Here is a 12826-nt window from a genome sequence, read left to right as displayed (position 1 = left end):
AATTTAATTTTCAAATTCTGTAGATATTCCTAGAGTTAAATTTTCTGTCATCGTTTTTTGAATCGTATCTATTTTAAGGTTTGCATAGTGATATGCATCTTTACCCATAAAAAAATGTACTGGTGGATTTTCTTGTTTACTTAAAGCGATTAATACTTCCGCTCCTTTTTCTGGGTCATTAGGTTGATTACCATCTATATCCTTTAAATGTGCTTGTTCCATTTCTCGCGCTGTTTTATAATCTTCAATTGGATTATTAGGTGTTTTGACAGAGCCTTCTGATAAAAAATTGGTTCTAAAATAACCGGGATATACTAAGGTTGTATATACTCCAAATGATTTCATTTCTTCGGCTAAAGCCTCTGTAAAACCTGCAACAGCAAATTTTGTAGAACAATAAATACCAAAACCTGCAAAATTACCTGTATAACCACCTATAGAAGCAATATTAAATATGTGTCCAGATTTTTGTTTACGTAAATATTGTGTAGCATTTCTAATTACGTTTAGAGAACCAAACACATTTACTTTAAAATTATCTTCCACTTCTTTTTCTGAAAGCTCTTCTAAAGTTCCAATTTGACTGTAGCCTGCGTTATTAACTAAAACATCAATTCTACCAAAATGACTAATCGTAGTTTCAATGGCTTTCTTAACATTTTCATTTTCTGTTAAATCCATTTCGATTGGTAAGAATTTTTCATTTTCTTCTCCAATTTCTTTAATTAAGGATTGTTTGTTTCTTGATGTAGAGGCAACATTATAACCTTCTAAAAGAAGCATTTTTGTTAAGATTAATCCTAAACCTTTCGAAGCTCCTGTAATAAACCATACTTTTTTTGTGTTCATATTCTTTGAATTTAGATTATGGTACAAAATTGGTTCATTAAAGAGTTTTTCGCTTTTCCAAATCTAAGAATGATATAGTCAAATCTACTTTGTCTGATGATTTTTGGTCGTATTACCGCTAACGGTTTTGTGTATGGTTAGTTGCGTGGTTAAGCAACTAAATTAGCAAATAAATCACAGATAGAAAGTCCGCGAGGACTTTCGTAAGCAAGCTATAACTAGCAATGAATTATACACGTTGTTGGGCTTAGTTTTTTCTATACTTATTAAATACATAACGACCTAAAGAATCTAAATCTTGAAAAATTGAATATTCATTAATTCCGCAACTTTCAAGAGTCTCACGAATACTTTTAACTTTTTTTCTAGGAATCAAAATTTTATTTAGTCTAACAGATTCGTCTAGGTTAGTTTCAATACGTTCGTACCAACCTTGCCCTCCGTAAGGGTGAATGCTAAACCAACCTGATTGCGAAGAAACTCGTTGTATTATATCAGCAGGCTTAAATAATTTTAGCTTATTTAATTTAAAGGGATTCTTACTTAAATCAGTTAATAAAAAATCGCTATTTCTCTGCAAACTTAAAACCCAAACTACAGCGAATTCTTCAGTGTCTTTTAAATCTACATTTGTCGCAAAAAAGAGAGCAGTCAAAGCATTTTCAGTCCAATCCAACAATCTTGTTGGAATTCCATAATGTTGAGCTATAGTTAGGTGTTCAAGTTTCAAAGTTGGGTTGTATTTGATATGAGCTAAAGATTTAGAACTAAATTCATCTAACATTCTTTGTTCGTCTTTTTCCCGACTCTTCTGAAATATATGTCTAGCGATTTTAGGTATCAGAGCTTTGTCGACAGTTTGACCTCTAAATAGAATTATCCTATTCCTATCGTCAATTCGTGTTTCCAATTCCTTAACAAACTCTGATAAAGAAGTTATTTCTGTTGTATGATATTCTTTCATTTCTAAATTAAGCCCAACTCGTTATATCATAACTTTTATAAGTGATATCCCATAAATTAAGCGGGATATTACAAAAGTTACTTGTCCTAAAAATTAGGGGTGTTAAAGTTAATTATATTTATGAATATAGCTATACGTAGTTGTACGTATATGTCTCTAAATCATGGCTAAGTTAAAAGTTTCTGTTCTAGATAATTTACGGTAAACCGTAATGACTAAATTATAACAACCAAAACCTTATAAAACACCAAAAACCATTAGGCTTTTGCTAGGTGGTTTTTAAATTAATAGTTAGAACATGTTATAAAAGCACTGGTTTTTACTTTTAGGATTGGTTTAGCAGATATCGACGGCACAGCAAATTTGTGTCTTGATTGCTATTGGGATTGGTAAGTAGACGAGAAGTAGTAATTTTTATACGGTGTTACCCAACGTTTTTATTCCTAATTTTCTTTTTTCGGTCATAGTTGATTTACCATAAATGGTATTTTAATTTTCCGAAAAACTTATGCCATTTGTGTCTCATTCCTCCAAGTTCCCTATTAACGTCAAATTTTCGTTCGTTTTTGTTTGAGTTTGGTATTACTACTACGGATTATACGTTGACCATTTCTGATTTTAACATAGCGCAGGTAGGCTTTGCGGAAGGTGCTACCCATATGGCATTGACGTATGGGGTTTTGGATTTTGATTTTAACCATTTGAATTATGCCTTGCATTTGGCTCCTCCTTTGGTTTTAGAGCGGTCTTATACGGGGTCTACTTTGATTTTAACGCCTTGGGATAAGATATACTTATCGTTAGCAGCTTTATTAGTGGTTGGATTTTTCTAATACTCTAAAAAATTCTTTATCAAAAATTTCAAAATATGTCTTTGCATCAAAGATTTCATAATACGGAATAAATTTTCTGAGATTTTTCCTTACATCCTCGTCGTAGGCTCTGAGGTAATCCATTTTCATTCCAGCAACTTCTGCAATGTTGATCTGAACTGTTGGCTCAGGCATACCATCAATTCCATACATCTTATTAGCTATATCACTTGGGCTAGGATATCCCCATTTTTTCATTTTTGCACCTAACCAATTATCAATAATTTCTCGTTCCATTTGGTCTGTATATACGGATTGGTATATCTTTTTTATTTCTAACGCTCCATTTTCAAAAAGGTCCTTGACTAATTGGCTAATAAAAATATGGTCGGGGTGTCCATAGCCACCTTTCACATTGTCGAGCGTAAAAATAACCGATGGCTTAAATTCATTTACTTTGTTTATAATGGCAGTAGCAACTTTTTTGGTAAGAAATTGTGCGCTAATATCTCGATAGGGTATAGGTAGATATGGATTTTTTATGGTGTCTAAACCGATACGATATAAACCATTTTTAAGAAGACGTTCATTACCTTCACAAATAATATCTGCTGGGTTTTTTCCTGTTTTTTCGATAATATGACTTTGCAGACTTAGTTGTTTAATTTTCCAGCCATTTACTTTAAGCTTGGCAATTGTCCCAGACATTGCGCAGTCATCATCATCATGTGCTACTATAATAACGGCGCGTTTATTACTGACTGTATCTAAAAATACATCTGCAGGGTAATTTTCTGTAGGAACAAACCTTTTAAGATCTTCAGTAGACACCTTCTCATTACAGCTGAAAAGACTATAAATGATAAGTATAGCTATGATTAAATTTGTTTTATTCATTCGGTAAGGTTTTTATTTTGATTGACAAATTATATATGTTTGATGGTTTGTTTTTGCTTGTGATATCCGCATTTTATTTGTTATTATAAGTTTGTAACGTTATGGGGCGTTTGGGTATTTCAACACGCGACTTTACATAGGTTTTTAAACATTAGTTTTGTTGTCTCTGTTAATTTTTTACATCATATAAGTATCTGGTATATTTATGGTCTCCCCAATTTGCATACCTGTAAGCTTCCCGGTAACGATAGTCCCAAAGGTCTATATTATCCTCATTTGCAAAGTCGGTTTTCATAGCGACTAGTGTTTTTAGTTTCTTTTTCCAATGGTTGATTCCTGAAATGCTTAGGTCTGTAAATGCATAGTTTAATCCTAAATTGGCTAGTACTTTTGCTAAATGGGTATTGTTAGGTTTAAGGGTATCTGTAAATGCCGTGTCCATTATCCATTGCGAAAAGTAGACGTATAAATGGCCATTTTTTGTTAACCCATTCATCGCTTTTTCTATGGTGTCTTGTAAATCATCTGCATAATAAAGTGTGTCTAAAAATAAGATGGCATCATAAGCGTTAACGAAATCTATGTTATTTAAATTTCCTTCTTTGAACAGTAGTGCATTGTTTCCTTCAGTTCGTTCATTTGCCAGTTTTATACCTTGATGCGAAATGTCAATACCAGTTATATGTGCTTGTATTTGTTGTGAAAGATATTCCGTTATTTTACCGTTGCCGCAGCCAACGTCAGCAATCGTTTTAGGTTGTTGGGTGTTTAATTTGTCAATGAGGATAGAAAGTTCTTTCATATCTATAAGTCCATGTTGTGCCAAATCTTTGCCATATACTTGTTTACAGAATAGGGAATGGGCATGGCTCTTTTTTTCTGAATCGAAAAAGTGATCGTACTCGTATTTAAAAAAAGGTGTTTTAGCTTCTATTTGTTGCTTAATGCGCTCCCCTTCAGCCGTAAATTGATATTCTCCCTGGGCACATACTAAGATTTCTTTTTTTACAAGTGCGCTAAAAGCGCTTTGCCAATTACATTTAAAATTACCAATCCAAATGTTTCCGAAGTCTTCAAGGTTTTTTCTGTCAGCGCGTCTGTTTATATCCAAATTTAAAAACAACGCATATCGTGTTCTAAACCATGATAACACGGTTATAATTTGTTTTTCTGCTTCTGTAAAATTGTTCACTTTTTTTGATTCTTTATTTTTTGTGACACTCCACTAATTAGAAATGTGACGAAGGCTATAATTAGAAAAAATTTAAACCATGTTGGATCTCCAAAAATTTCTGTAAACTCGATTATTACATAGACTGCTAAGAATAATGCGGATAGAAATACGTGTTTATCGGCTGTTTTCATTGATTGATTTTTATTTATTAGGTTTACTATACTAAGGTGAAGTTTCTAAAGGTTATTAATTACAGCTTTTTTTAATGTCTGTTCTGCTTGTTTGATGTGCCTTTCGTTATGATATACAAGCACTTTAAATGTGTCTCCCAGTCTTAGTTTAATTAATGTTGAAATTGAAATAGCAGTTTTGGTTTTGTCTAGATCGATGTTTTTAGATTGTTCTAAAAGCCCGATGATTTGATGTTGCTGGTTTATAAACTTTTCTAAGGTCTGACTATTTAGTTCAGAATTTAAAGGGTTCATAGATTTAAACGTCTTCATTTTATTTAAGGTCTCGGAGTAGGACACCGATTTACTAAAATATGATCCTAGCCAATTGCCTTTAAATAGTTCTGAGCGTTTAGGTTGCGCTGTCTTTATTTTAGTGGTTATTTCTGGTAAATAAAAATCGCCATATCTATTTAAGTGTTCTATACATTCTAAGACGCTCCAGCACTTAGGGTCTTGTTTCCAATTTAATATAGCTGTTGGCTGCGTTTTTAAATTTTCTGAAGCCGTGCAGTTTTCTTGCGTGATTTTTAATAAGTTTTGCAATAATTTTTGAGAAGCTATGGCCATGGTTTTTATTTTAATGCAAATTTGAATAGATAATTTGTTTTAAAAATTGATTGAAATTAAGATTTTTTAATTCTTGATAATGTTTCGGGTGTCATTCTTAGATAGGACGCAATATGTTTATTAGGTATTTCTTGAAATAGCTGTGGGCTTCTTTTTAAAACGCGATTGTAACGTTCAACAGGAGATGATGTAAGGATGTCTCTTTCTCTTTCCATTTGTTGTAATACCAAATTTTCTAATATCGACATCCAAATGTTTTGATTCTCTGGAGACGACATCATAAATGATTTAAACTTCGCTTTATTAATAACTTTTACTTTGGTTTTTTTAAGCGCTTGTATATATAAATCCGAAGGTTGCTCATTTAAAAATGAATCTAGAGCAGCGATTAAATTATCTTTATAACCGAATCTAATTGTGTGTTCTTCATTTTTGTCGATCACAAAAATTCTTAAGCTTCCATGTATGACTAAGTAGATATTGGTGTCGCTAGTTCCTCTTGTTTTTAAGTAGTCGTTGCGCTCTAATTCAATGGCTTTGTCCCAAAGATTTTCTTTATTGATTCGTTTAATAAAATTAGACATAGGATTCATATGATGCTGAAGCTAATGTTTTTAAGAATGCGTTGTTTGATTTTTTACAGCACCTAATTTACTAAATAATAACGTAGTAGACTCAGATTTATTGAGTGTAGAACCTCTGAGGGTTTTTGATAGTTGTTGAGAATTTACTATGAATTAAATACAGCGGTGTCCACAGTATATAATTCATGCTTTTTTTTGCTAATTATTAGATCAATTAAGATAGATGAATCGTGGTATCTGTCTGATAGAATTTGAATACAATAACCTTCTAATTTATTTTAGAATCTTCTTTTACTCCAATACTATAAAAACTGAAATTTTTCTCAACAACTTTGAGTTTTATTCTGACATGATATTGTACACCTGAAAAATTATGCTCTGCATTTGGCACCTCCTTTGGTTTTAGATCGTTCTTATACTGGTTCAACGGTGACTTTAGGGCCTGCTACTTTACCTAGTGGTCTTGGTACTGCGCTGTGTGTGCTTGGTATGCGGTTTTACCAAGAGGTTGATGGAGCTCTATATGTTTTAAATGATAAAGGGAGTGTTGGTATTGCGGTTTTGAAATGTTTGTAGAGGTTAAGCGATTGCGACTTTGTTTTAATTTATTTTGAGCCACAGTACTTCTTAAGTTAGTTTTTTATCCATACGATTGCACTTTTAGACATTTCCTTATAGTCGTGACGTACACCTTTGATAGTGTCCATTTTCCAATTAAAAGTCCAATCGTTTTTAGTTTTTAATTCCTTATTTTGATTATAAAACGTCGTTCCACGTTCTAGTCTATGTGCTCCTTGTTCCATGGCTAAATCGGTTGTTCTGAAGGTTCCTAAACTACTGTCATTATCTAATTCTCCCAATAAAATGATCAATTTTTTATTGTAAGATTCTTTAGGATTAACTGTTTTTAAAAATCACCTTTAAGTGATTGTTTCTGGTTTATATTATTCAAAAATTTTAATTCTTTATGGTAAACTTCAATTCTCGAATGTGCAGTTCCATCGACCAATAATATAATTATCAGCATAGCAATTGTTGTAATGCTAATTGCTCTCCATGTTGGTATATTGACGAATAGGATCAGTGAGGTTGCAATGATAATAAGGATTGGAATTACTTTAAATACCACTGTGTATTCTTTTAAAGTGCTTTCGGTACGTTCTATTTCTGACTGATAAAAGGCTACTTTATCCGCGTTAAATGCTTTTTTAAATTCGGTAATTCTTGATTTATTGGTGAAAAGTAAACCAATTCCTATAGTCATCAATAATACACCTGCTACCAAGGTTGGAATGATATAAGCCTTGGCTAAATCTGTTTTTCCTAATTGCCAAAATCCAACACTTGCGATTAAAAATCCTATCGCAAATAAGATAAAAAAACGTGTTGAAAATACTTCGGCTTTTGCCCATTCTGTCGCTAATTTTAATAGTTCCATCGTTTAATTTAATTTATATTTTTCTCTATATTCTGTTGGACTTATTCCTTCTTTCTTTTTGAATAGTCTCGAAAAATAGGGTGGATATTCAAATCCTAATTCGTAAGCCACTTCTGAAATACTTTTATTGGGTTGTAATAGTATATTTTTCGCCTCATCTATTAAGTGTAAGTGTAAATGTTCGGTAGTCGTTTTACCTGTTTCCTTTTTCAAAGTATCACTTAAGTATCGCTGAGAAACCGATAGTTGATTTGCGACTTGTTCTATACTTGGAATACCTTTTTCTTGCAACTGTCCAGATTCAAAATATTCAGTTAAATGCTTATTGAATTGCTCTAACAAGTCGTTCGATATTTCTTTCCTATTTAAAAATTGCCTTTCATAGAAACGATTGGCATATTTTAGTAAAGTGTCCAATTGCGAAATGATGATGTCTTTGCTAAAAGCATCTTGGTTATTTTGATACTCAATTTCAATATTTTCAACAATAGATTCTATCTGTTTTTCTTCTTTAGGCGAAAGGTGTAAAGCTTCATTTACGGCATATGAGAAGAAACCATGTTTTTTAATTTGTTGAGCCAATTCTGTTCCTTTCAAAAAATCTTCGTGAAAGTTTATCGAAAAGCCTTTTTGTTCAAAAACTACGCTGCTGTCCCATTGTAGGACTTGTCTTGGTGCGATGAAAATTAAAGCGCCATTAGTGAAATCATATTTTGTGCGTCCATAATTTAAATCACCCTTCACATATTTTTTAAAACTAATAGAGTAGCAATCATTAGTAATTGGTGGGGAACTTTCTCTTGGACAAGGTAAATAACCTTCGCCTTTTGAGTTGAAAATACTCAACATAGGATGTTCCGGCCGAGGAAGCCCTAAATAATCTAAATACGATGACAGTGTTTTAAAATGTTGCATAATACAAATTTAGATATTCCATTTTACACCTGTTTCTTTTTCTGAAAGTTCCCATAGCCTTTTGGAAACTGCTTTATCTTTAGCGTGTGGTTCTATTTTGTGTGCTCCTACAGGACCAACCCAATTGCTTCTTCCTGTTGGTCCATAAAAACCGCTTTGGTCTAAATTTGGTTCTGTGGCACACATCAATTGTGGATAAGCCCCTTTTTCAGCTGATTGTGTTAAAGGCATCATTAGGTAAAACATCATCCGCATCATTACACTTCCGCTTGTACTTATTAGGTTTGTTCTTGAGGCTCCTGGATGACAAGCGTATGCTTTTACCTCTGTTTTTCCTGCTTTTTTCAATCTGTCTTGTAATTCGTACATAGACATTATTTGAGCCAATTTACTTTGACTGTATGCATTATTAGGTGTGTAGTCATTATCCCAATTCAAGTCATCAAATTTTATCGTTTTGATGCCCATATCATAACCCATACTCCCAACAGTTACAATTCGTCCTTTAGATTTTTCAATAAGTGGGAACAATAAAGCTTGCAATGTCCAATTTCCGTAATAGTTTGTTCCCATTTGACTTTCCCAACCATCTACAGTTAGCGTCTGTTTAGGTACTTGTGCAATTGCTGCATTGCAAATAAGAGCATCTATTTGAGAAACTGTTTTTAATACTTCTTCAGCTGCTTTTTTTACAGAAGCTTGTACTGATAAATCCATTACAATATTTGCAACGTCTATATGATTACCAAGTTCTTGTTTTAAAGTTTTAATGGTGTCTGCTGCTTTATTTAGGTTTCGATTTAGCATGACCACTTTTGCACCTTTGGACAGCAATATTTTCGTGGCTTCAAAACCTGTTCCGCTTGTAGTTCCCGTGATGACGTATGTTTTACCATTCAAGTCTCCAATTCTGTCTGGTGTCCACCCTTTTTTACCAAATTGATTTGTATTCATTTTTTGTCTATTATTTAATAATCGAAATTATAAGACAAAGGTCGGTTGTAAGTAGCTTAAATACTTTATACGGATTTTCGAATGTTGTATACTTTTTGGTTTGAGTGGTAATTACACACCACGGTTTAGCATATGGTTTGCTTCGTCTGATCGCTGCGCTTGGGTGTTGCGTGTTTAAGTCACTAAATTAGCAAATAAAACTGAATAGAATATTCCGCAGGAATGTTTGTAAGCAGGCTAGAACCTAGTAATTAAATATATGCATTTTTGTACTGGGTTTATTTCATTTTTGAGGTAAATATATTTTTAATTGTATCTATTTCCTTTTTGTATTTTAAATCCGTTCTTGATGCAAAATATAAGGTGTTTTCCGTTTTTACTTTGCCTTCCCAAACTACATTTATTTCGTTTCTTAAAACTTCTTCTCGACATAAAAAATCTGGAACTAATGCTAATCCGTTACCATTGTTTAAACATCTGATAATAGATGTAAGATTTGGTAAAATATAGTTGGGCTTGAAAGCGGGTTTCTTCTTAAAATTATCAAACCAAAAACGCCTAAAATGTTCCATTTCGTTTGAGGAACTATACCAAATGTTTTGCAGCAGTTCATTCTCTAATTTAATGAGATCTTTTGCTTTAATATGTTTTTGTATTGTTGTTGTATCTGTTTTAGTTCCTGCTATTAAAACGATTCTTTCTTTTGAAAATGGCACATATGCTACTAATGACTTTTTTTCATTCTGTTTTTCAGGGGTTATCACTAAATCTAAAATACCATTGTTGAGGTCTTTTATTAAATCTGTATGTGCCCCAAATCGGGCTACTAAATCAAAGTCTAATTTTGGAATTTCGGGTTCAATAATCAATTGAAACATTTCAGAGCACATGCCAATATTTAAGGATGGATTCTTTTCTTGCGTTGTTTTTTTAAAATGCTGTTCGGCAATCTCAAGTTTTTTTAATGATTCAATAATGTATTCATATAAAAATTTACCGTCTTCCGTTGGAATCATTTTTCTCGACGTACGTTCAAATAGTTTTTTACCAACATAGGCTTCTAAAGCATTTAAATGAACACTTACACCTGGTTGTGAGGCATACAGTGCTATGGACGCTTTTGTTAGAGTTCCGTTTTCATATATTTCTTTAAACGTTCTATACCATTCTAAATTCACCATAACTATTAATAAATTAATACAAAGGTATGATTTGTATTATTTTTGCAATAGGTTTAATCGTTTTAATTTTGTCCAAAATAAAATAATAGACTTATGAAACATATATTTATAATTAATGGAAGTCATCCATTTGCACATTCAGGAGGACGGTTTAACGAAACACTTTTCAATAAAACTATTTCATATTTTGATACGCGTGAGGAATTTGAAGTGAAATTTACTCAAGTAGGAGATAATTATAACACTAAGGACGAAGTTGAAAAATTTAAATGGGCTGATATTGTGATTTATCATACACCAATTTGGTGGTTTCAAATACCTTTTGGGTTTAAAAAATATATAGATGATGTTTTTACGGAAGGTCATCAAAACGGTATTTATGCCAGTGATGGTAGAAGTAGAAAGAATCCAGACATTAATTACGGGACTGGTGGTTTAATGCACGGCAAGAAATATATATTGACTACAAGTTGGAATGCTCCTAAAACGGCTTTTACTTTAGACAATGAATTTTTTGATCAAAGAAGTGTAGATGAGGGAGTGATGTTTGGATTTCATAAGATGAATGCTTTTACAGGAATGGAATTATTAGCCACACATCATTTTCATGATATGGAAAAAAATGCCGATGTTCCTTATGAGTTACATAATTACAGTACATTTTTAAATGAAATCAAGCTTAAATTGTAGAATTTTGTTCATTTATTACAAGACTCCAAAAACATTAAAACTAATATTCCAAAAAAGGATAATTTCAAATTTACATTCTTTAATTTCATTCAGTTTTCAATGTTTTTGGGTATTAAAACGTGTTTGTAAATGGTTTACTTCGTCTGTGCGCTGCGCTCGGGTGTGGCGTGGTTTAGGAACTAAGTTAGCAAACATTTATGAACCTGATAAAATTCCGCAGAAATATTCGAAAGTAGGCAAGAACAAATCAATTAATTATACATGGTGTTGGCAAATCGTTTTTTATAATTTAAAATATTTCCAATAAACATAACTAAAAAGCTTAATATCCAACAATAATATCCGATATCATAGCCTGTGATTATTTCATATTTGTTATTCGTTCCCATAACAACTTTGTCAAAGAATAAAAATGAAATACCTAAAATCAAAGCTGAGAGGCTAAAGTATATTGACGACTTTTTATGACGAAAAAGCCAAGAAAATAAGATTAATATATTCGCTAACCAAGATACTCCAGCACCAAAAATCGCATAGAATCCAAAAATTAGAATTAAATATCCTTGATTTTCGTTTTCATTATTAATATAAAAAGCATTTTGAGTTAACGAAATTAAATACAATATTAAACTTGTATAATAAAATGAGTTTAGATTTTTTATTTTCATAATACCTTAGTCTCAGTTAATTGAGAATATACATTGTTAATTGATTGTTGTTTTTTTAAATCCAAAATTTGTTGCGTGGTTTAAGCAACTAATTTAGTAGGTAATTACCGACCAAGAAAGTCCGAGAGGATTTTTGTAAGTAGGCAAGAAGCCAGCAATAAATTATATACGGTGTTGCCTGTCAGTATTTTTGCATTAATCTTTTATTTTCATTAGTTGACTATATAATTCATCTAAAAAGCTTTGTTGATTTTTATCTTCTTTAAAATACCTTTGATTATTTACACCACAAGATTCTATATCCAAAATATTATTTTTGTTAAAAGACCAATCATTTGTGTTTTCTACAGTTATTCCCAAATCATTATTACAACTTAACCATAGATTAGAGAATCGTGTTTTTTTATTACTATTCAACTTATCGAAATCGGCATAAACAGAAAACCCTTTAATTTCTGGATTAAAAAATTTATGAATAGAAGTTATTGGTACTCCTGCCCAATCTATTGTTTTTCCTTCTTTTAAAGAAATACTTGTAATATCCTTCTCGTTGAGTGGTTTTTTTTGTTCATACTTTTCCCAAAAGTAACGTTTCTTATACGTTATTTTTGTTTCTTTTGGCAAAAGTATATTATTCACAACTATTGGTTTAGTGGTTATAAAATAAGGACTTTTATCAGGCGTGTTAACAACCCACATTGAACCAAGTGCGCGCATGTAGAAATATAAACACCCAATTACGATGAGTAATATTACACCAATTATTATTAATATTTTTTTGGCTTCCATTTTTTGTTATAGATTCTGATTTTCATATTACAGGCAACGTGTTTCTTTAGTTTGTATTAAATATCTTTAACTAGAAAAAGAGGAGAACTATAACGTGTTTTAGATTAGAGA

16 protein-coding genes are annotated in these 12826 nt (G+C 31.9%); 3 read left to right on the top strand and 13 right to left on the bottom strand.

Annotated elements, in window-relative coordinates:
* Positions 1 to 3: 3 nt before the first annotated feature.
* Together HM986_RS10300 and HM986_RS10295 are read right to left on the bottom strand one after the other, a co-directional pair.
* The gene (locus HM986_RS10300) at positions 4 to 849 is read right to left on the bottom strand and encodes an SDR family oxidoreductase (RefSeq protein WP_179335011.1); all 846 of its coding nucleotides are present in this window, start codon (positions 847 to 849) and stop codon (positions 4 to 6) included.
* A gap of 247 nt (positions 850 to 1096) precedes the next feature.
* Positions 1097 to 1813, bottom strand: a complete 717-nt coding sequence (locus tag HM986_RS10295) for an FRG domain-containing protein (RefSeq protein ID WP_179335010.1) — start codon at positions 1811 to 1813, stop codon at positions 1097 to 1099.
* Positions 1814 to 2328: 515 nt separating this feature from the next.
* On the opposite strand from HM986_RS10295, the gene HM986_RS10290 reads away from it, so the two are divergent.
* Positions 2329 to 2646 (top strand): hypothetical protein, encoded by a 318-nt coding sequence (locus HM986_RS10290; protein WP_179335009.1) that lies wholly within the window; start codon positions 2329 to 2331, stop codon positions 2644 to 2646.
* Here the strand turns inward: HM986_RS10290 and HM986_RS10285 are convergent.
* The 4 genes from HM986_RS10285 to HM986_RS10270 all read right to left on the bottom strand — a co-directional run bounded on the left by HM986_RS10285 (position 2626) and on the right by HM986_RS10270 (position 6089).
* Positions 2626 to 3522: a PIG-L deacetylase family protein gene (locus tag HM986_RS10285; RefSeq protein ID WP_179335008.1), complete on the bottom strand. Its 897-nt coding sequence runs from the start codon at positions 3520 to 3522 to the stop codon at positions 2626 to 2628. The genes HM986_RS10290 and HM986_RS10285 overlap by 21 nt on opposite strands.
* A 169-nt stretch (positions 3523 to 3691) precedes the next feature.
* Entirely contained in the window at positions 3692 to 4714 is a 1023-nt protein-coding gene (locus tag HM986_RS17840) for a methyltransferase (protein ID WP_179335007.1), read from the bottom strand.
* 218 nt (positions 4715 to 4932) lie between these two features.
* Positions 4933 to 5496, bottom strand: coding sequence for a DinB family protein (locus HM986_RS10275; RefSeq protein WP_179335006.1), 564 nt, complete (start codon positions 5494 to 5496; stop codon positions 4933 to 4935).
* 56 nt (positions 5497 to 5552) lie between these two features.
* A complete protein-coding gene (locus tag HM986_RS10270; protein ID WP_179335005.1) occupies positions 5553 to 6089 on the bottom strand; it encodes a Crp/Fnr family transcriptional regulator in 537 nt (178 codons plus the stop codon).
* Positions 6090 to 6464: 375 nt separating this feature from the next.
* Between HM986_RS10270 and HM986_RS10265 the strand changes: the two genes are divergently transcribed.
* A complete protein-coding gene (locus tag HM986_RS10265; protein WP_179335004.1) occupies positions 6465 to 6656 on the top strand; it encodes a hypothetical protein in 192 nt (63 codons plus the stop codon).
* 56 nt (positions 6657 to 6712) lie between these two features.
* On the opposite strand, the gene HM986_RS10260 is transcribed toward HM986_RS10265, so the two are convergent.
* The 5 genes from HM986_RS10260 to HM986_RS10240 all read right to left on the bottom strand — a co-directional run bounded on the left by HM986_RS10260 (position 6713) and on the right by HM986_RS10240 (position 10568).
* A complete protein-coding gene (locus HM986_RS10260; RefSeq protein ID WP_179335003.1) occupies positions 6713 to 6952 on the bottom strand; it encodes a hypothetical protein in 240 nt (79 codons plus the stop codon).
* 35 nt (positions 6953 to 6987) lie between these two features.
* Complete coding sequence (locus HM986_RS10255) at positions 6988 to 7518, bottom strand: hypothetical protein (RefSeq protein WP_179335002.1); 531 nt, start codon at positions 7516 to 7518, stop codon at positions 6988 to 6990.
* A gap of 3 nt (positions 7519 to 7521) precedes the next feature.
* Positions 7522 to 8433 (bottom strand): helix-turn-helix domain-containing protein, encoded by a 912-nt coding sequence (locus tag HM986_RS10250; protein ID WP_179335001.1) that lies wholly within the window; start codon positions 8431 to 8433, stop codon positions 7522 to 7524.
* 9 nt (positions 8434 to 8442) lie between these two features.
* Positions 8443 to 9387 (bottom strand): SDR family NAD(P)-dependent oxidoreductase, encoded by a 945-nt coding sequence (locus HM986_RS10245; RefSeq protein ID WP_179335000.1) that lies wholly within the window; start codon positions 9385 to 9387, stop codon positions 8443 to 8445.
* Positions 9388 to 9665: 278 nt separating this feature from the next.
* Positions 9666 to 10568, bottom strand: coding sequence for a LysR family transcriptional regulator (locus HM986_RS10240; protein WP_179334999.1), 903 nt, complete (start codon positions 10566 to 10568; stop codon positions 9666 to 9668).
* 93 nt (positions 10569 to 10661) lie between these two features.
* On the opposite strand from HM986_RS10240, the gene HM986_RS10235 reads away from it, so the two are divergent.
* Entirely contained in the window at positions 10662 to 11258 is a 597-nt protein-coding gene (locus HM986_RS10235; RefSeq protein WP_179334998.1) for an NAD(P)H-dependent oxidoreductase, read from the top strand.
* 251 nt (positions 11259 to 11509) lie between these two features.
* Here the strand turns inward: HM986_RS10235 and HM986_RS10230 are convergent, their stop codons facing one another.
* Together HM986_RS10230 and HM986_RS10225 are read right to left on the bottom strand one after the other, a co-directional pair.
* Positions 11510 to 11926, bottom strand: coding sequence for a hypothetical protein (locus HM986_RS10230; RefSeq protein ID WP_179334997.1), 417 nt, complete (start codon positions 11924 to 11926; stop codon positions 11510 to 11512).
* A gap of 195 nt (positions 11927 to 12121) precedes the next feature.
* The gene (locus HM986_RS10225) at positions 12122 to 12565 is read right to left on the bottom strand and encodes a hypothetical protein (RefSeq protein ID WP_218841427.1); all 444 of its coding nucleotides are present in this window, start codon (positions 12563 to 12565) and stop codon (positions 12122 to 12124) included.
* Between the last annotated feature and the right edge of the window lie 261 nt (positions 12566 to 12826).

The sequence above is a fragment of the Winogradskyella costae genome, from assembly GCF_013403865.1.
Taxonomy (GTDB): domain Bacteria; phylum Bacteroidota; class Bacteroidia; order Flavobacteriales; family Flavobacteriaceae; genus Winogradskyella; species Winogradskyella costae.
This window is presented reverse-complemented; position numbering and strand designations above follow the sequence as displayed.